This is a genomic window from Streptomyces toyocaensis, assembly GCF_000725125.1.
Classification (GTDB): Bacteria; Actinomycetota; Actinomycetes; order Streptomycetales; family Streptomycetaceae; genus Streptomyces; species Streptomyces toyocaensis.
This window is the reverse complement of record NZ_JFCB01000011.1, coordinates 1-16,960: the sequence shown is the minus strand read 5'-3', so window position 1 is coordinate 16,960 and position 16,960 is coordinate 1. Positions and strand designations below refer to the sequence as shown.

The window sequence follows — 16,960 nt, the reverse complement described above, 5'->3', positions numbered from 1 at the left end:
TGCCGCCCTGCCGCTCTAAGCGTCGAGCACCTGTCCGTCCCGCCGGACCACCGGCGGTTCGACGGACCACGGGAAGTTGATCCACTCGTCGGTCCGCTTCCACACGTATTCGCACTTCACCAGCGACTGCGTCTTCTCGTAGACGACGGCGCTGCGCACCTCGGCGACGGCGTCGAGGCAGAAGTCGCGCACCAGCTTGAGCGTCTTGCCGGTGTCGGCGACGTCGTCCGCGATCAGCACCTTCTTGTCGGTGAAGTCGATGGCGCTGGGCACGGGCGCGAGCATGACGGGCATCTCGAGGGTGGTCCCGACGCCGGTGTAGAACTCGACGTTGACCAGGTGGATGTTCTTGCAGTCGAGGGCGTAGGCGAGCCCGCCGGCGACGAAGACACCACCGCGCGCGATGCTCAGCACCACGTCGGGCCGGTACCCGTCGTCGGCGATGGTCTGGGCGAGCTCCCGGACGGCGACGCCGAACTGCTCGTAGGTGAGGTTCTCGCGCACGCCGCTCACACCTGCGTCCGGTGGAAGTTCAGGTACGACCGGGAGGCCGTCGGCCCCCGCTGCCCCTGGTACCGGGAGCCGTACCGCTCACTGCCGTACGGGTGCTCGGCGGGCGAGCTGAGCCGGAACATGCACAGCTGCCCGATCTTCATCCCGGGCCAGAGCTTGATGGGCAGCGTCGCGAGGTTGCTGAGCTCCAGGGTCACGTGCCCGGAGAAGCCGGGGTCGATGAACCCGGCGGTGGAGTGGGTGACCAGGCCCAGCCGCCCGAGCGAGCTCTTCCCCTCCAGCCGTGAGGCCAGGTCGTCGGGGAGCGTGATGACCTCGTACGTGCTGGCCAGCACGAACTCACCGGGGTGCAGGATGAACGGTTCGTCCCCCTCCGGCTCCACGAGCCGGGTCAGATCCGTCTGCTCGACCGACGGATCGATGTGGGGGTACCGGTGATTCTCGAACACCCGGAAGTAGCGGTCGAGGCGTACGTCGATGCTGGACGGCTGCACCATGGATTCGTCGTAGGGATCGATCCGCACCCGCCCGGCGTCGATCTCGGCCCGGATGTCCTTGTCTGAGAGAAGCACGCCCCGAGAATACGCAAGGCGCGCGGAACGCCCGCAACCGGCCGCCCGCGCGCCCACCTCCTGTGTCTTTCTCTCCCGTCCTCTCCCGTCTCTCCCGCTACCGCTTCAGCAGGGTCACCGGCACGACGCTGCGGAGCCGCGCACAGCGCGGACACCGCAGAAGCCGGCCGGGGCCGAGTCGCTCGGCCTGCTGCATCGGGAACGAGGTGGCGGTGAACACGTGCCCATCGGCACAGCGGACGACGGTGCGCTCCATCAAGTCCAAGAGTCCCTTCCCCAAGAGCCGCGTCTGGCTTGCTGCCCTGACGACAAAAGCCACGTTACGGGATCAAAGGAACGACCCTCCAGGCGGCACCCCGCACCCGCCCGACCCGCTTCACGGTACGCCCCGACGTCTGCCCTCCGCAGCCGCTTCCACACCCTGAACCACCCTGAAACACAGTCAGGCCCACGGGTCTTGAACACCGGGGGCCTGGCATGGGGTAGAGTGAGCGAGCGTCCGGACACCGTTCATGCGACGGGGTCTGGATCTTTCGCGGGTGTAGTTTAATGGTAGAACATCAGCTTCCCAAGCTGAGAGCGCGAGTTCGATTCTCGTCACCCGCTCCACGCAAAACCCCCAGGTCATCGACCCGGGGGTTCTTTGTTGTCCGGACCGGTGAGCGGGTGCCGCACCACAACCGCACCATTAGCCCGCCGACGACTCCTCCCTGTGGTGCGCACGGTCGTCGGTGTGGTGCTTCGCACGCTCGGTGCGTACGAGGTCGTCCAGCCCGGCGGCGACCTCCCGCTGCCGCTCCTCGTCGGAGTGCTGGTAGATCAGCGCCGCCTTCTCGGAGGACTGGCCGGCGCGCGCCATCGTGTCCCGGAGGGTGGCGCCCGAGCGGGTCGCCAGGGTGTGCCCGGTGTGACGGAGATCGTAGAAGCGGAAGCCGTCCGGGAGGCCAGCGCTCCCGCGAGCCCGCCGCCACTTCCGCCCGAAGGTCGTACGCCGGAAGGCCGCGCCCTTCTCCCCCACGAAGACCAACCCGTCCGGGCCCTTCTCGGCGAACCAGTCGAGGTGCCGCTTCACCTCCTTCCGGAGGAAGGGCGGCAGGACGACCACGCGAGCACCCGCGTCGGACTTGGTCGGCCTGGGTGCCCGCTTGCCGTTGGTCCGCTCCGGCTCGGCGACCCGCACGCGGATCACGAGGTTGTCGATGTCGACGTCCCGACGGCGGAGGCCGGCCAGCTCTTCCGGCCGCATCGGACCGTAGGCGCCGAGGTAGACCATGAGCCGCCAGCGGATGCCGATCGCGTCGGCGAGCGCGTCGACCTGGGCGACGGTTGCGATGCGCCGTTCCGCCGCCGACTCCTTGCCCGCCCCTTTGATCCGGCACGGGTTGCGCGTGATCAGGTCGTCGTCGACGACCGTCTCAAGAATGCCCTTGAGCAGGCGGTACGCCTTGGCGACGGTGGTCTTTGCCTTGGTGGCGCGGAGCCGTTCGGCGCGCCACTCACGCACGCGGGGAGCCGTGATCTCGTCCAGGTCGAGCCCGCCGAACGCCGGGAGGATGTGCAGGCGGAGCAGGTGCCGGTACAGATCCTCAGTTCGGACGGCCAGCTCCCGCTCCTCGACCCACTTCTCGGCGTAGACACCGAAGTTGACGGCCCCGGCGTCTTACCTGCACGAGCAGTCTGGTTCTCCAGCAGCTTGGCCCACAGATGGACCCCGATCACCGGACTCAGCTCAGTTACGGATCAGGGACTAAACCATTTCCCCGGGTGTCAACCAGCGCCGCTTCCATCCGCCGGCGTCTCTGCAAGGGCGGCGCCGTGTAGAAGACAGGCTGGTGGAGCGCGCTGATGACCAGGGGCGGCGCCTGACAAGACCCATCACCCAAACAGAGTACTAGACGGTGCCAAAATTAAGCCGCTAAGCCATTCTAAATTAAGATCCCCATTCTTTATGGTGTCGATTCGACCTTCCGGAGCCCCCATGAAAAGCTCAGACTTTTCCAAGCAGTGCAAAATAAATCTAACGACACAAAGCGGGCAGACAATAGGGCAGGTGACTGCCATTCACGTGGGAAGGGATCACGCTCGGCCGCTCATTGCGCAAGTCCGCCCGGAAAGAGGTGGCACCCCCAGGCTCGTACCGCTCATCGGCGGAACATATCGGGCCAACAAAGAACATGGGTTTGACGTAATCGAGGTCCCGCATAGTGCAGAAATAGTCGAGAGCAGCCCCACGAAGGCTGCTATCGCCATTCTTTCCGAGCGGGAACTAGTCAAGGTATTTGATCATTATGGAATCGAACTGCACAAGATGGGGGCGAAAAGTCGAAATCAGGCATTTAGGGTAGCCTATAAATATAGAGTGAAGGGGCGAAAACGGCGTCTGCCGAAAGGCGGGCCGCCCGCGATACCCATACCCGGCGACCCCAAGATTCCAGGTTTCGACTACGACGATATACCCGACCCCCAACCGCCTGAGCCGTCGGCTAAGGAGTAGTAGCAGAATGTCGCAACCATCAGCTTCACCACCTCAGGGGCCCACTCAACAAAGCGGTCAAGAATTTACAGCCCTCAACGCTGCTAACCAGCGAATTCGCGACGCGGCGAAATGGCTTATTGGGAGCTCAGCGGCGGTAGGTGCGGCATTGATGGCTGGCAGTCAGCTATCAAACATAGGAAGGCTTGATTGGGGCTGGCGCCTATGGATAGCGCTTGCAGGAGCAGCCCTTGGTCTTATCGCAGTTGTTTGGGCAATCTGGCTGGCGGTGAGGCTACTCATACCAGTAATCGTAACAATCAATCAGCTGGACGAACAGTGGCGAAAGCCCACCAAGGATTTCGAGCGTGCTGTCGAATTCTTCAAGGCGGAACCTGCACAACTCGGCGAAAATTGGAACACTCCCGCAGATCTAAAAAAGGATCGAGACGACACCGAAAAAAATAGGAAAGAAGCCAAGAGGCAAGGGAAATGCGAAGAAGTCAAGAAACTTGAGAAACGCAGTGAGCAGATCAGGAAGTGGATACGGTCAATCCAGCAGGTTGCCCAAAACAGAACTTTGGAAGGGAGATTTGATAGGACACTAAAATGGCTCATCTGTGCGGCTCTTCTGGCCGCGATTGGGATCGTAAGCTTTGCTTGGGCGTCAAATCCGCCAGACAAGCAACCGTCTGCCACCCTGAAGAATGCCAGGCTCGTTGGCGCCAATCTGCGAGATGCGAATCTGAAAGATGCAAATCTGGAAAATTCCGACTTGACGAACGCTGATCTGACAGGTGCCGACCTCTCCGGCGCCTCCATTACTGGAGTTAGATGGAAGAACACAACCTGCCCAGATGGAGTAAATAGTGACTCGGTTGGCCTGACGTGCGCTGGCCATTTGCGGTAGGGCGAATCTTGCCCAGCCGAGCGTCAGGTGCCCCGCGTACGGCCGTGCCACCCCTGTGCCAGAACGGACGGGGACTCACGGGGCACCGGAGCTCACGGAGGTGACTTTGGCTGGACTCCGCCAAGACCGGAGTCCGCAGGCCGCACCCGTGATCGCCCAACCACGCTCCTGAAGTAAGTGGTTGTCCAGCCCCGTCACTGAGTCCGCACCCGCTTCCCCGTTCACCCAGGTCTGTTCGGGCAGATAGAGCCGACGGTCGATCAACGCCCTGCCTCTGCTGGAGGCGTAGGCGAGGAACACGCCGACCTGGCTGTTTTCGATCCGGCCTGCGGTGCCCGTGTACTGCCGCTGCACGCCCGTCGAGCTCCGGCCCTTCTTCAGGAACCCCGTCTATCGACGATCAGTACGCCGTCGTCGGCGCCGAGGTTCTCGAAGACGTAGGCGCGGACGTCGTCGCGAACTTCATCGGCATCCCAACGGGCGGATCGCAGCAGCCGCTGCATCGGCCCGGGACGGTCGTGGTCGGCTTGTTCGGCCAGCTGCCAGCAGTTTTTCCGCTCGGTTTGGGACAGCAGTCGGAGCAGATAGGCGCGGGTGGTCGCCCGCGGTTCCACCCTGCGGAACCGGCCCGCGATCCGGGCCACGGCCTGGTCGAACATGGCCCGCCAGCGGGCTGTGTCTATGCTGTGGCCCGCGGCCACTGCACGATCTTCAGGAGTCCACACAACTCTTGATGATCACGCGGTGGCCGCTTCAGTTCCCGTACCCGTGCCCAGGTGGTGCCAGGCATGGCTGCACCCGTGGGCGCAGAACCGAGCCCGTCGCCGCTTGTCAGCCACGCCGAGCAGCGCGACCAGCCGTCGGAACGCCATGACGCGTTCGTCCTGCGGCAGGTTGATGATCTTTGTCAGCTGCTCCGTGAGGCGCCCGCGTGTGATCAGCACGGCCGGGGTGTGCGTGGGCCGGATCCCGGCTCTGCGGATGCTCTCGGATCCGTCCTCGGTGAGGGCCCGGGCCTGGATGCAGAACCCGGCCAGATCGCGCAGGACTTCGAACTGCTCGGTGCCGGCCAGGCTCTCGAACCAGTCGACGCCCTGATCAAGCGGATGGATGCCTTGTGCCAGCCCGTTCAGGACCATCGCGCGCTCGTCCATCCCGCCTCACTTCCACAACACCCCAGACCGTCGACCTTGCACGGCCATCGGACCAGATCGCGAAATGTGACTGGAGTATTAGCTGGGAATTGAGCGGCTCCGGGTGGGCGACGTATCGACTCGCCGACGGCACGTCGGAGAGGGTGGACACCGTCAGCTACTGCACTGACGGTGTCCACCGACCTGTTGCATGGAGTGGCGGAGCTCTATGGAGTAGCCGACTCCCGGCGAGTCTCCTTCGACCTCGAACCCGCAGAGGTGAGGTGGCGGCTCCGGCGTCGGGGGGAGGATGTGGAGATCACCATCTACCGGTTCCTGGACATGTCCACGAGTTGGGACGCCCCCGATGACGAGGGAGCCCGCTGCTGGCACTCCGCACAGCCGCGCAGCGCGCTGGGCCATGTGATCGTGGAGGCCGCTGAGGCCGTGTTGAGGACTCACGGCAAAGCCGGCTACCGGAAGAAGTGGGTACAGCATTCCTTCCCCAGCGCAGCTCTGGACGACCTCCGACGGCTGCATCGGCAAGACGACGAGTGCCGGCACGAGGGCTGCCAGATCAGCGCTGACTCCTGACATCAGCGGCTGAAATCAACGAGGTCGGACGGCGGCATACAGCGGCATCCGCGCGCGACTGCCGGACCAGCCGCCGACGGCCCCCGGAGCGGTCGTTGATCGAACTCCTAAAGCGGTGTTCACCCCGCCAGCCAGGTCAGGGCAAGGGAGAGAAGCCGGCGGACTGGTCGAGGTGGAACGGCGAGCCCGCGCGAGTGGGCACCCACCCCTGTCGTAGGGCGGATGCAATGGCATTGGCGACATCGGAAGGCAGCACCGAGTTACCTGAGCCTCCAAGCCAGTTGTTGAGGTGAGGCTGATTCGTGGTGACGACGAGGGTCGTCCCGGGACGATCCGCATGCTCCACGGCATAAGTGCACGGCGACCAGCAGAGAGCCTGACTGTAGGTAGGTCTGCGGCGCAGCCGCCAGCGGTAGACCGTGCCGTCGACGACTATGCGCCGTGTCCCCTTACGGCCCAGTGCCATGCCTGCCCCTCTCGATGCCGAGATGCTAGCGGGCCCGCTCACAGCGGAGGCGCAATATGGTGTCCGGGCCATTCCTGGGCCGTCCAACACCAACCGACAACGACAGAAGCCCACGGCATCTGAACTGGTCAGAGCCGTGGGCTTCGCTAATCCCGCTGGTCAGCGAAGCCGGTGATCAGTAGACCGGCTGTCCAGGCGGTGGCCTCTGCTGGTCGCCGCGCGGAGCGTGTCGCTCAGGGCTCCGGTCAGGTTCTTCGCCAGAAGCCGCATGTCGTCCGGGGCCGTGTCGGTGGCGAGCCGGTCGGTGCAGCGCTGGCGCACGGCCTGGTTCCGCGGCGGGCCGAGGGCCCTGGCCTCGAAGGGGCCGGCATCACTGCCGATGCTGAGCGGCGATCTGTTCGCCGCAGCTTCCCAAGCTGAGAGCGCGAGTTCGATTCTCGTCACCCGCTCCACGAAGAAGGCACAGGTCAGAAACCTGGGCCTTGTTGTCGTGAGTCGCGATCGGCGGCCTGCTCGCCAGAAGTGTTCCGGATATGCGCCAGAGCACTCGGCCGGGCCACGTCATGACCGCCGACCGATCCGGGGCTCCAGGAGTTCCAGGGCCTCCTCCCACCGGAAGCGGTCCGCGCCGCCGCCGGCCTTCGGCCTGTGTGGCTCGTAGCTGCCGATCATGACGTTCATCTCACGCAGCACCTCCAGGCTCCGCGCGTAGGCGGGGTGGGCCGCCTGGGCGGCGTTGAGATAGGGCAGAGCGGCGGTCGGAACACCCATGCCGTGGGCCTCACAGAGGATGCCCAGAGCCAGAGTGTCGGAGATGCCCGCAGCCCACTTGTTGATCGTGTTGAAGGTGGCGGGCGCGACGGCGATGGCATCGGCGGGTGGCAGGGGGCGGGCTTCGCCCGGACTACGCCACGTGGACCGAATGGGGTAGCCGGTCTGCTCCTGCACGGCGGCGGCGTCGAGGAAGGTGAGTCCGAGCGGGGTGGCGACCACGCCGACGCTCCAGTCACGTTGCCGTGCGGCGTTGATCAGCTTCCCGACGTCCGCGGCGACACCGCTCGCGCACACGACGACGTACAGGAAGGGTTTCTGGTCCGTGGCTGAGGAAACGGTCACGCGGGCACTCCCAGTCGGCGGCTGAACTGGTGCAGTCCGGGCAGGGTACGGCCACGGTCGCGAGCCACCATGTCGGCGACCAGGGTCCGGACGGCGGGACGACGGACATCCTGGGCGGCGCACGTCTCAGCGATCCGTAGCGCTCGGTAACCTTCGGCCAGGCGCCCTTGCCGGCTGTACGCCCGGGCCGCCTCCAGCCACAGTGCGGCCCTGCGCTCCGGGACGGGGATGCGGCGGCGCATCAGTGGGTGGGCCGCTCGGAGGGCCGGACCGGCGTCACCGAACGCCAGGAGCGCGCTGACCTCGTGGAGAGCCACATTGGTCGCATCGAAGTTGGCCCACGCATCGGGTCGATCGGCGGAGACGTAACGTGCCACCTCCTTCGCCTCGGAGAGGAACGCCTCCGTGGCGGCACGGTCGCCTTCGCCACTGGCCGCGGTGACACCTCGCAGCAGCATCAGTCCGAGAGCAGCGAGGTACTCCGGGGAACGGCGGTCGTAGGAACCGGTGAGTTGGGTCGCGGTGTGACGTACCAGTTCGACGGCCTGGACGGTGTGCTTCCCGCGCGCCAGGACGTGAGTCTGCACGCGAACACTTGAGGCGAGCACCTGCGGAGTGCCGGAACGCTCGGCCTCGGCCATGGCACGCCCCGCGGCGAGCCAGGCGGATCCCTGATCGTGTTGCTTGAGCAGGAGACTCGTCGCGGTCTGGTACGCCGTGGCCAGCATCGGCGAGAGATCGGCCACGCCTCCCGCACCCTCTGCAGCATGCCGCAGGTCGGTGATCAGAACGGGCAGGGTGCGTTCCAGCGTCGTGTAGTCGCACGTGTAGAAGAGCCGACGCGCCGCACCCAGACGGAGACGTAACGCTTCCCTGGTGAGCGCCCCAGAGGCGGCTGCTGGAGGCGGCCCGGGCAGAAGGGCTCGTACAAGCTCGGCGTGGGTGGTGACCGTATCCGCCGCAGGAACGAGAACTGCCGCGCCCGCGGCGAGGAATGCTCGACGGTGCATCCCCTCGGCTCCGTGATCGGGGCCACAGGCCTCGGTCGCAGCTGCGAGCCCCAAACGGTACGGATCGATGCCGAGTTCCCGTGCGACCGCCCGTAGGACGCGGACGTCCTCCGCACCGCGACCACTCTCCAGGCGACTCACCTTCGACTGGTGATAGCCGAGTGCGGCGGCGACGTCCTTCTGCGAGCGCCGCTGCACCATGCGTGCCCGGCGGATCACCTCACCGATCCGCTGTGCTTCGCTGCTTGCTTCGGCCATCTGCCGCGGTCCTTTCCGCCACTGCCGATCCTCCCCGTCCAACGGGGTGCATGTCAGCCCGGTACTGCCCCGATGCAGCTTCTGCATACCCCATGCACCGTCGGCACTCGCCCCGGACGGCACCCCAACCAGCCCGTTCTCTGGAGTGGCACCACCTCGTACCGCACCAAGAGAGGAAACCCCATGGCTGCGCATCAGCTCGTCCTGTCCGTACCTGCCACGGCCCGTGCTGTCTCCGACGCGCGGCGTCGGGCCTTGGCAGGGATACGGCGCTGGAACGCCGAGCTGGACGACGAGGTGGAGCACACCGCGGCCGTGGTGATCAGCGAGCTGCTGACGAACGTGGTGCAGCATGTCGGCACCGGACGCATCCACTTGACGACACGGCTCACCGACGCCGTCCTGCACATCGAGGTGTGTGACTCCGGCGCATCACTCCCCCGCCCCGGCCTCCCTGAAGACGACAGCGAGCACGGCCGTGGCCTCCTCCTGGTGTCCGCCCTCGCTCACCGACACGGTGCCGAACCGACACGAACCGGCAAACGGTGTTGGGCCGAAATCTCACTGACCGGTTCGCCACACTCTCAGCGCCCTTTTCCTGAAGCGAGGTTGACGTCGGCTCCCAGAGGCACCCGCCGAGCTCCGACACGCGTGCTCAGCGCCGCACATCCGGACGACCTCCGGGTCCTCAGCGACAGAGAGGGAGCCGCAGTCCCTTCCTTGGCACTCTGCGCCATCAGCGGCTCACGACGGGGTTACTGGTGCGAGTGTTGGACCACAGCTGTCCAGGACTCCGCAGAGCAGCCAGCGTTCCAAGCTTCCTTCGACGCCTATTCCGCAGCGCAGGCCGACCGATGGGTTGCCGTCGCACTCCGGACCATCTCGCCGGCTCTGGACGCCGACGCCTCGGACGAAGCATGGACGTGGCTCTACGAGGATCGCTTGGTGACACGCCGATGCCTCCTACGGGGCGAACCCTGCTCAGTGACAATCACCCACGCGACCACTCGCATCACCTGGACGATCCGCCCCGTGACTTTCCTACCGCTCGCACACCGACAAGGCGTCACGCTGCCGGCCTGCGCCAGCAGCTTCAAGACCACCACCAAGGACTGAGTGACAACCTGCTTCACGGGTTCGACCCCGCGCACGGCGCGGGAGCGCGCCGCCACTGCGGCAGAACGTCGCTGACATGCACGGTTGCCATCAACGACGCCGGACAGGGTCGTACATCAGCGCTCCTGTCCGGCCGTCACGCCAGTCGACGGCATCCGCCGGAGCGGGCCCGGATCGAACTCCTCAGGCGGCGGTCACACCTACCTGCGACGCCGGACGTACCAACCCACAACCAGCACGACCAGAAGCGACAGCACGAACGCCCAAACGGTCGTTGCTGCGTCGTAGGACCGGTACACGATAGCCGGCATGCAGGGACGGATACCCGGCACGCGACGTGGCTCGCGGGAGCAGGCGCTTGGCTGCCGAGACTCTCGCGTCAGAGCGGAAGGTCGTCCGGGAGCACCCGGAACACCTTGTGACGGCCCAATGGCCGTACGGCCCGGAAGTCCCGTCGGTCGAGGGTGAGGATCGCGTCCGTGTCGTAGTCGGCCGCAAGCGCTACGTTCACCGCGTCGGCGAGGTCCAGGTCGAGCCCGCCGTAGCGGACTCGGACGGACTGGGCGGCACCCAAGTGGTCCTCCGTGATCTCCGGCACTACGACACGACCCCGGCTCATCCAGCGCCGCAGGTCGTCGACCGCGCTCAGAGCGGCCTCGCGCCCCAACTCACGCGTGGCCACGTGATCAAGTTCCGCCAGTAGAAGCGGGGACATGATCAGGAGACCGGCCGCCATGATCGACTCGTTCGCGCCCCTGTGCTCCGGGTGGGTCGAGTCGAGAGCAGCCAGAAGGCCGGATGTATCGGCGATGACGATGATCACGGGGCAGTTCCGGAGTCCGTCTCGCGGCGGACCGCGTCGGCGACCGTGTCACGGACCTCAGCCTTGGACGGCGTGCGCCCTGGTCCCTCGAACGTCCGGGAGAACAACGGTTCGTCCCAGACCCGGTTCGCCATCGCCGCAAGGTGAATCCCCTGACGGATGATTTCGGCCTCGCTTATGCCCCGCCTCTTGGACGCCTCCTTGATGATCGCCAGGTCCTCGGGATCGGCGTAGACGTTCGTGCGCTTCATGGACATGTACCAAACATAGCCCATGTACCAGAATGATGTATGCGTCAGAGAAGGTCCCGCCAGAAGGGGGCCGTCGCTCGCGGGTTCCATGTGTCGTCGACCTCGCCCCGGGCCTCGTCGAACTCCTGGTGCATGTAGTCGGCCAGGTCCAGGCCGTAATGGATGATGTCGGTCTGCCACATCGAGAGCACCGGATGCCCGAAGCTTCCTCGGCCGGCAGGCAGGTACCGGTGGGCATACACGGGCACCATCACCGGCGCCTCCGCCAGATGACGCCGCGCCGTCTCCAGTGCCGCCTTTGCGTCGGCTGGGCGCTCGCCCCAACCCTCGTACCAGAACGCGTTGTGCTCAACGTCGAGCAGAACACCCTCGACCGGCCAGTCGAGCTGTCGACGCAAGCTGTCCAGATCGCCGCCGCGCCACTCCGGCCAGGGCCTGGACCAGGTCTGCCCGTCCTCGGGAGGGACGTTGACCGGGAGCCCGGCCGCAAGGAACGCTCGGTGATCGTCCGCGAACTGAAAGCCGTACTCGCGCTCGATGCGCGTGAACTCTGGCTCCGTCAGCCCCGCCTCGAACTCATAGAGGCCTGTCTGTGCCAGGCGGTGTGCGGCCTCCGCACCCAGCCGTGCTCCCTCGTCGCTGATCACCGCCGCACGCTAGCGCGGACCGCAGCCAACCGTCACCCGAGTTGTGCGCGGGCTCCGTCTCGGTCTCCGTCTCATCAGCGCCGTTCCCCGGCTGTTCAGGCGGGACCGCGAGTCGGCTGCACCTCACCACCGCAGTTGGAAAGCGGGCGCCTGCCCCTCGGCATTGGCGTACTCGGTGCGCGGCCGGCGCCGGCAGGTCTCTCCTTGGCCATCGACGAAGCCCGACCGTCGGTTAGGTCCCGGATCGCACCCGGGCCGCCCCCTGACAGAGCCGGGGATGCAACTGCTCTGCAGAGCTGGACACCTCGGAAGCCGGCCGCGCGTCCGAGACCTTAGCCATGAGCACCGACATGAGGCTCCACGAACGCAACCTGTTCCCTGCGCGGCTCGCATCACCACCGCACCAGACCGCTCTCCGCTCCGGCCTCCTCAGCTGCCGGTACCGCTTGGCCCTGGCTCTGGCGGCGCGCTCCCTCGCGTGGTGGCCTCGTCCGTTTCAGCGGGCGTCCGCGAGGGTTCTGTCCGGCGCTTCGCGGTCGGCCACTTGAGTTCGATCTCCAGCTCGATCTCCCCGTCACCGATCTCGACCTCGATCTCACTGCGCAGGTCGTCGGGGACTCGCAGGCTCAGCGTTCCCGGGCCGAGTTCCAGTTCGGCACCCGTACCCTCTCTCAGCGCGTCTGCGAGTGCCGTGAGCTGGTCAGCCGCCTCGCGGCGGGACAGCGAGCGCTTCTGCTCGAACTTGAGGTCCTTCATGGGACGCACCTCGCTGCGGTCCTCGGGCTCATCACTCCGACGGGCTGGGGGCGGTGCACAGGGCCCAGATGACGAAGCCGCTGATCGCGATCAGGGCGATGGCCCAGACCGGCGCGTAGGGAATCCACAGGAAGTTCGCGAGCATGGCCAGGCCGGCCACCGCCACGCCGACGACCCTGGCCCAGGTGGCACCCTGGAACAGTGCCGCGCCGGCGAGTGCGATGACCACGCCCAGGATCAGGTGGATCCAGCCCCATGCGGTCAGATCGAACTCGTACACGTAGTTGCGGGTGGTGACGAACACGTCGTCGTTCGCGATGGCGGCGATGCCCTCGAAGATCATCATCAGGCCGCCGAAAACCATCAGGACGGCGGCGAAGACCAGCCAGCCGCTCCCCGTCCTCGCCGATCCTCGCGCCGCCGCACCCGAGCGGGTCCCACTCACATGACTGGCCATGGCCGGCTCCTCCGTGTCGCAGCACTCCGCACAGCCGCACCTTCGCGTTCGGCCGGTCGGGCTACCTCCAATCTCTGCCCAACGGGGCCGCTTCGCATCTCAGGGCGTCCGGCCGGCCGTCCTCGACGAGCGGTTCACGGCCCCGTCTGCCCGTGACTCCGCCAACCGGTCGACCTCTGGGGTGGGTCGGACTCCCTTTCGCGGGGCGGCTGGGAGCATGCGCGCATGGCACCCAGGACACACACTGCCGAGAGCCCGGCAAAGGCGCGGACGGTTCTGCTGACACTCGCGGCCGGTCAGTTCCTGATGGCGCTCGACAGCTCGGTCATGAACGTCTCGATCGCGACGGTGGCCGACGACGTGGGCACGACGGTGACGGGTGTCCAGGGCGCCATCACGGCCTACACCCTCGTGATGGCGATGTTCATGATCCCCGGCGGCAAGGTGGGGGCGCTGATCGGCCGCAAACGCGCGTTCGTGATCGGCTGCGTCATCTACGGCTGCGGATCCCTCACCACGGCGCTCGCACCGAACCTGACCGTGCTGCTGGTCGGCTGGTCGTTCCTCGAAGGGATCGGGGCGGCGCTCATCCTGCCCGCGATCGTGGCGCTCGTGGCCGGCAACTTCACCACGGAACGCCGGCCCGCCGCCTACGGTCTCGTCGCGGCCGCGGGGGCCGTGGCGATCGCGGTCGGGCCGCTCATCGGAGGTGTCGCGACGACCTACTTCTCCTGGCGGTGGGTCTTCGCCGGTGAGGTCCTGGTGGTGCTCGGCATCCTGGTGCTCGCCCGCCGGGTCGCCGACGCGCCGGTCGGCGAACGCTCTCGCATCGACCTCGTCGGCGCCGTGCTGTCCGCCCTCGGGCTCGGGGTCTTCGTCTACGGCGTGCTCCGCTCCGACGAGTGGGGCTGGTTCCAGCCGAAGCCCGGCGCGCCCGCGTGGCTCGGGGTCTCGCTGACCGTGTGGCTGATGCTGGCCGGTCTGCTGCTGATGTGGCTCTTCCTCCGCTGGGAGGCCCGCATGGTGGAGCGGCGCAGGGAGCCACTCGTCGACCCGGCGATGCTGCAGAACAAGCAGCTCACCGGCGGACTGACGATGTTCTTCTTCCAGTACCTCGTCCAGATGGGCGTGTTCTTCGTCGTACCGCTCTACCTGTCGGTCGCCCTGGGCCTGTCCGCGCTCATGACCGGTGCTCGCCTGCTGCCGCTCTCCGTGACACTGCTGGCGGCCGCCGTCCTGATCCCCCGCCTCCTCCCGGACGTCTCTCCCCGGCGGGTGGTGCGGCTCGGGGTCTTCGCGCTGCTCGCGGGCGCGGTGGTCCTGATGGCCGCGCTCGACGCGGACGCCGGTGCGGAGATCGTCACCATCCCCATGCTGTTGATCGGGCTGGGCATGGGCGCGCTGGCGTCCCAGCTCGGGTCCGTCACCGTGTCAGCGGTGCCGGAGGCACGGAGTGCGGAAGTCGGCGGCGTCCAGAACTCCGTCACCAACCTGGGCGCCTCGATCGGTACGGCGCTCGCCGGTTCGCTCCTGATCGCCTCGATGACGACGTCCTTCCTCACCAGCGTGGAGGAGAATCCGGCGATCCCGGCCGAGGTCAAGAGCCAGGCGACGGTCGAGCTGGAGAGCGGCGTGCCGTTCCTGTCGGACGCCCAGCTCGAGTCCGCGCTCGCCGAGGCGGGCACGAGCGAGGAGGTGGCTCAGGCGGCACTCGACGCGAACGAAGACGCCAGGATCGACGGTCTGCGCGCCGCGCTCGCCATCCTCGCCCTCGCCGCGCTCCTCGCGATGTTCTTCACCTCACGGATTCCGAAGACCCAGCCCGGTTCGACGGCGCCATAGCTGCCGGGCCGGCGGCGGACCCTTCCGCCTCTCCGTCCTTCCATCGAGTCGGCTACGAGGCGTTCACTCCGTTCCGTCCTTCTCCTTCTCTTTCTGCTTCTCCTTCTCGTCGCTGCGAGGAGGCCTCAGGTCAGGACCAGCCAGCGTCGGCCGTCGATGAGTTCCCGTGCCGCGTCGAGATGGCCGGCGTGGCACGCGGTCTCGGTGATGACGTGCAGCAGGACGTCCCGGACGGTGTGCAAGTGGGGTTCCCCGAAGAGGTGGTGGGGCCACCAGGCCAGGGGAGCGTCCGCGGCCGCGGCGGTGATGACGGTGTCGGAGAGGTCCGCCTCCGTGCGGTACCGGTCGAGGACCTCGGTGTGCGGGACGTCGGACGGAACCTGCCAGGCGTCGTCGATGTCGTCCAGGGCCTCGATGGCCGCCGGGTCGCCGGTGACCACGGCGCGGAACCAGAAGCGCTCGACGTCGAGCGCGAGGTGCTGGACGAGCCCCAGGCAGCTCCATCCGGATGGCAGCACAGGTCGCCGCAGTGCCTCCGCGTCGAGTCCGTCGAGTATGCCGAGGACGTGGCGACGCTGGCCGTCCAGGACGGACAGGAGTGCCCGGATCTCGGCGTTCGATGCCGCGGTGGTGGTCGTGGTCACTGTGCGATCTCCCAGATGTGGCCGCCCGGATCGCGGAAGCTCGCGGTCCGTATTCCCCAGGGCCGGTCCATCGGACCGTTGAGCAGCGTCACGCCGCGGGCGGCCAGTTCCTCGCACTTCGCGTCCACGTCGGCCACGGCGAGGGTGAGTTGCACACGGGAACCGGAGTCCGGCCCGGCGACGGGCGCGGGGTCGATCAGTTCGCCGGCCGCCGCGGTGCGCAGCAGGTTGATGAGGGTGTTCCCGAAACCGAACACGGCCGAGTCGTCGTCCTCGAAGGTCACCGGCAGGTCGAAGACCTCGACGTAGAACCGCTTGGTGGCCTCCAGGTCCTCGACGAACAGGGTGATGGCCCCGATGTTTCCGGGCCACGCGGTGTCGCTTGTCGTGTGGGTCACGACTGGAAAGGATCTACCAGTGGCCGCGCCACGCATAGGGGACGGCGGGATCTTCTTGGCGCCGACGGACGTCATGGGCCGCTTCGAGCAGCGCACGTGTGGAAGTGGCGTGGCGGGGGGAGCCCGTTCAAGACCGCACGCCGGGCCACCGCTTCGCAGACGTCGCCGGGCCACGCCCCGCTCACTCCGGGGCGGGAGGCCGTCGAGGAGTGTTCGGACCGTTCGTCGCCTCCTGGGTCGCCCGTCCGTCACCGCAGGGGAAAGCGGGCTTGGAGGAGGTAGTGGGCCGGGGGGACGCGGGTGTGGGCCAGGGTGCCGCCCACCGCGGTGACGCGTTCCGCCAGGCTGCGCAGGCCGAGGCCGGGGGCGGCCGGCGGGGCGGGGCGGGGGACGCCGTCGTTGGTGACGCTCAGGCGCACCGCCCCGTTCCCGGTCTCGACCGCGAGGCGGCAGCGGCGGGCGCGGCTGTGCTTGAGGACGTTGGCGACGGCCTCCCTGACGGTGGTGGCGAGGACCGCCTGGAGCGGGGCGGGCAGCACCGCGCCCGGCAGCGTGACCTCGGTCTCGACGCCCGCCGACTCGAGCAGCTCCCGGTTCGACGCGAGTTCCGTCTCCAGGGAGAGGCAGTGGTAGCCGTGGGCCACCCGTCGCGCCTCCTCGACGATGTCGCGCAGTCCCGCGAGCGCCTGCGCCAGCTGGTCGCGTGCGGTGTCCGGGCGGCGGTCGAGGTGGCGGTGGGCCAGCTCGCACTGGAGGGTGATCGCCGACAGGCGAGGACCGAGCAGGTCGTGCAGGTCCCGGGCGAAGCGCATCCGCTCGCGCACGACGATGCGGTGCGAGTCGGTCACGGCGGTGGTGGTCGCGGGTGCGGCGGTGGTGGTCGCGGGTGCGGCGGCGGTCGCGGGTGCGGCGGCGGTCGCGGGTGCGGCGGCGGTCGCGGGTGCGGCGGCGGTCGGGGTCGCGGGTGCGGCGGCGGTCGGG

General features: G+C 67.3%; 20 protein-coding genes, 1 tRNA gene and 3 pseudogenes. 7 read left to right on the top strand and 17 right to left on the bottom strand.

Annotation, left to right across the window (positions count from 1 at the left end):
* Positions 1 to 15 precede the first annotated feature (15 nt).
* The 3 genes from BU52_RS14260 to BU52_RS35660 form a co-directional block, all read right to left on the bottom strand.
* Complete coding sequence (locus tag BU52_RS14260) at positions 16 to 513, bottom strand: phosphoribosyltransferase (protein WP_037933538.1); 498 nt, start codon at positions 511 to 513, stop codon at positions 16 to 18.
* A complete protein-coding gene (gene dcd, locus BU52_RS14255) occupies positions 510 to 1,085 on the bottom strand; it encodes a dCTP deaminase (RefSeq protein ID WP_018547797.1) in 576 nt (191 codons plus the stop codon). The genes BU52_RS14260 and dcd overlap by 4 nt, the downstream gene beginning before the upstream one ends.
* A gap of 97 nt (positions 1,086 to 1,182) precedes the next feature.
* Positions 1,183 to 1,341: a hypothetical protein gene (locus BU52_RS35660; RefSeq protein ID WP_167343520.1), complete on the bottom strand. Its 159-nt coding sequence runs from the start codon at positions 1,339 to 1,341 to the stop codon at positions 1,183 to 1,185.
* Between the two features lie 279 nt (positions 1,342 to 1,620).
* Between BU52_RS35660 and BU52_RS14250 the strand changes: the two genes are divergently transcribed.
* A tRNA-Gly gene (locus BU52_RS14250) sits at positions 1,621 to 1,694 on the top strand.
* Positions 1,695 to 1,773: 79 nt separating this feature from the next.
* Here BU52_RS14250 and BU52_RS14245 read toward each other — a convergent pair.
* A pseudogene (locus BU52_RS14245) lies at positions 1,774 to 2,745 on the bottom strand (tyrosine-type recombinase/integrase); the annotation flags it as partial.
* A gap of 390 nt (positions 2,746 to 3,135) precedes the next feature.
* Between BU52_RS14245 and BU52_RS35270 the strand changes: the two are divergent.
* Both BU52_RS35270 and BU52_RS33555 read left to right on the top strand, forming a co-directional pair.
* Positions 3,136 to 3,579, top strand: a complete 444-nt coding sequence (locus BU52_RS35270) for a hypothetical protein (RefSeq protein ID WP_157847870.1) — start codon at positions 3,136 to 3,138, stop codon at positions 3,577 to 3,579.
* A gap of 7 nt (positions 3,580 to 3,586) precedes the next feature.
* Positions 3,587 to 4,468 (top strand): pentapeptide repeat-containing protein, encoded by an 882-nt coding sequence (locus tag BU52_RS33555; protein ID WP_235216331.1) that lies wholly within the window; start codon positions 3,587 to 3,589, stop codon positions 4,466 to 4,468.
* A 219-nt stretch (positions 4,469 to 4,687) separates the two neighbouring features.
* On the opposite strand, the pseudogene BU52_RS14240 reads toward BU52_RS33555, so the two are convergent.
* A pseudogene (locus BU52_RS14240) lies at positions 4,688 to 5,127 on the bottom strand (IS701 family transposase); the annotation flags it as partial.
* A gap of 78 nt (positions 5,128 to 5,205) precedes the next feature.
* Entirely contained in the window at positions 5,206 to 5,622 is a 417-nt protein-coding gene (locus BU52_RS14235; protein ID WP_051858189.1) for a DUF5958 family protein, read from the bottom strand.
* Between the two features lie 171 nt (positions 5,623 to 5,793).
* Here BU52_RS14235 and BU52_RS14230 point away from each other — a divergent pair, with 171 nt between their 5' ends.
* Positions 5,794 to 6,195, top strand: a complete 402-nt coding sequence (locus tag BU52_RS14230; protein ID WP_235216330.1) for a hypothetical protein — start codon at positions 5,794 to 5,796, stop codon at positions 6,193 to 6,195.
* Positions 6,196 to 6,820: 625 nt separating this feature from the next.
* On the opposite strand, the gene BU52_RS34755 is transcribed toward BU52_RS14230, so the two are convergent.
* The 3 genes from BU52_RS34755 to BU52_RS14215 form a co-directional block, all read right to left on the bottom strand.
* Positions 6,821 to 7,105, bottom strand: coding sequence for a hypothetical protein (locus BU52_RS34755; protein ID WP_037933533.1), 285 nt, complete (start codon positions 7,103 to 7,105; stop codon positions 6,821 to 6,823).
* 117 nt (positions 7,106 to 7,222) lie between these two features.
* On the bottom strand, positions 7,223 to 7,777 hold the full coding sequence (locus tag BU52_RS14220; RefSeq protein ID WP_037933531.1) for a flavoprotein: 555 nt from the start codon (positions 7,775 to 7,777) through the stop codon (positions 7,223 to 7,225).
* Complete coding sequence (locus tag BU52_RS14215; RefSeq protein ID WP_078903230.1) at positions 7,774 to 9,045, bottom strand: helix-turn-helix domain-containing protein; 1,272 nt, start codon at positions 9,043 to 9,045, stop codon at positions 7,774 to 7,776. Before BU52_RS14215 ends, BU52_RS14220 begins: the two co-directional genes overlap by 4 nt.
* A gap of 72 nt (positions 9,046 to 9,117) precedes the next feature.
* Here BU52_RS14215 and BU52_RS33540 point away from each other — a divergent pair.
* Both BU52_RS33540 and BU52_RS36300 read left to right on the top strand, forming a co-directional pair.
* Positions 9,118 to 9,570, top strand: a pseudogene (locus BU52_RS33540) (ATP-binding protein); the annotation flags it as partial.
* A gap of 210 nt (positions 9,571 to 9,780) precedes the next feature.
* Positions 9,781 to 10,161 carry a hypothetical protein gene (locus BU52_RS36300; protein ID WP_078903247.1) on the top strand — a complete coding sequence of 127 codons (381 nt, stop codon included), beginning with the start codon at positions 9,781 to 9,783 and terminating at the stop codon, positions 10,159 to 10,161.
* Between the two features lie 379 nt (positions 10,162 to 10,540).
* Here BU52_RS36300 and BU52_RS14210 read toward each other — a convergent pair whose 3' ends face one another.
* The 5 genes from BU52_RS14210 to BU52_RS14190 form a co-directional block, all read right to left on the bottom strand.
* The gene (locus tag BU52_RS14210; protein ID WP_037933529.1) at positions 10,541 to 10,984 is read right to left on the bottom strand and encodes a PIN domain-containing protein; all 444 of its coding nucleotides are present in this window, start codon (positions 10,982 to 10,984) and stop codon (positions 10,541 to 10,543) included.
* Positions 10,981 to 11,241, bottom strand: a complete 261-nt coding sequence (locus BU52_RS14205; protein ID WP_037933843.1) for a ribbon-helix-helix domain-containing protein — start codon at positions 11,239 to 11,241, stop codon at positions 10,981 to 10,983. Before BU52_RS14205 ends, BU52_RS14210 begins: the two co-directional genes overlap by 4 nt.
* A gap of 38 nt (positions 11,242 to 11,279) precedes the next feature.
* The gene (locus BU52_RS14200) at positions 11,280 to 11,882 is read right to left on the bottom strand and encodes a hypothetical protein (protein WP_037933528.1); all 603 of its coding nucleotides are present in this window, start codon (positions 11,880 to 11,882) and stop codon (positions 11,280 to 11,282) included.
* 429 nt (positions 11,883 to 12,311) lie between these two features.
* Positions 12,312 to 12,638 carry an amphi-Trp domain-containing protein gene (locus tag BU52_RS14195; protein WP_037933526.1) on the bottom strand — a complete coding sequence of 109 codons (327 nt, stop codon included), beginning with the start codon at positions 12,636 to 12,638 and terminating at the stop codon, positions 12,312 to 12,314.
* Positions 12,639 to 12,669: 31 nt separating this feature from the next.
* Positions 12,670 to 13,095, bottom strand: coding sequence for a DUF7144 family membrane protein (locus tag BU52_RS14190; protein ID WP_037933524.1), 426 nt, complete (start codon positions 13,093 to 13,095; stop codon positions 12,670 to 12,672).
* Between the two features lie 225 nt (positions 13,096 to 13,320).
* Between BU52_RS14190 and BU52_RS14185 the strand changes: the two genes are divergently transcribed.
* A complete protein-coding gene (locus tag BU52_RS14185; RefSeq protein ID WP_037933522.1) occupies positions 13,321 to 14,937 on the top strand; it encodes an MFS transporter in 1,617 nt (538 codons plus the stop codon).
* Between the two features lie 125 nt (positions 14,938 to 15,062).
* On the opposite strand, the gene BU52_RS14180 is transcribed toward BU52_RS14185, so the two are convergent.
* The 3 genes from BU52_RS14180 to BU52_RS14170 all read right to left on the bottom strand — a co-directional run bounded on the left by BU52_RS14180 (position 15,063) and on the right by BU52_RS14170 (position 16,803).
* Positions 15,063 to 15,581 carry a mycothiol transferase gene (locus tag BU52_RS14180; protein WP_037933519.1) on the bottom strand — a complete coding sequence of 173 codons (519 nt, stop codon included), beginning with the start codon at positions 15,579 to 15,581 and terminating at the stop codon, positions 15,063 to 15,065.
* Positions 15,578 to 15,979: a VOC family protein gene (locus BU52_RS14175; protein WP_051858187.1), complete on the bottom strand. Its 402-nt coding sequence runs from the start codon at positions 15,977 to 15,979 to the stop codon at positions 15,578 to 15,580. Before BU52_RS14175 ends, BU52_RS14180 begins: the two co-directional genes overlap by 4 nt.
* Before the next feature lie 248 nt (positions 15,980 to 16,227).
* Positions 16,228 to 16,803, bottom strand: coding sequence for a sensor histidine kinase (locus BU52_RS14170; protein WP_235216339.1), 576 nt, complete (start codon positions 16,801 to 16,803; stop codon positions 16,228 to 16,230).
* Positions 16,804 to 16,960: the final 157 nt, after the last annotated feature.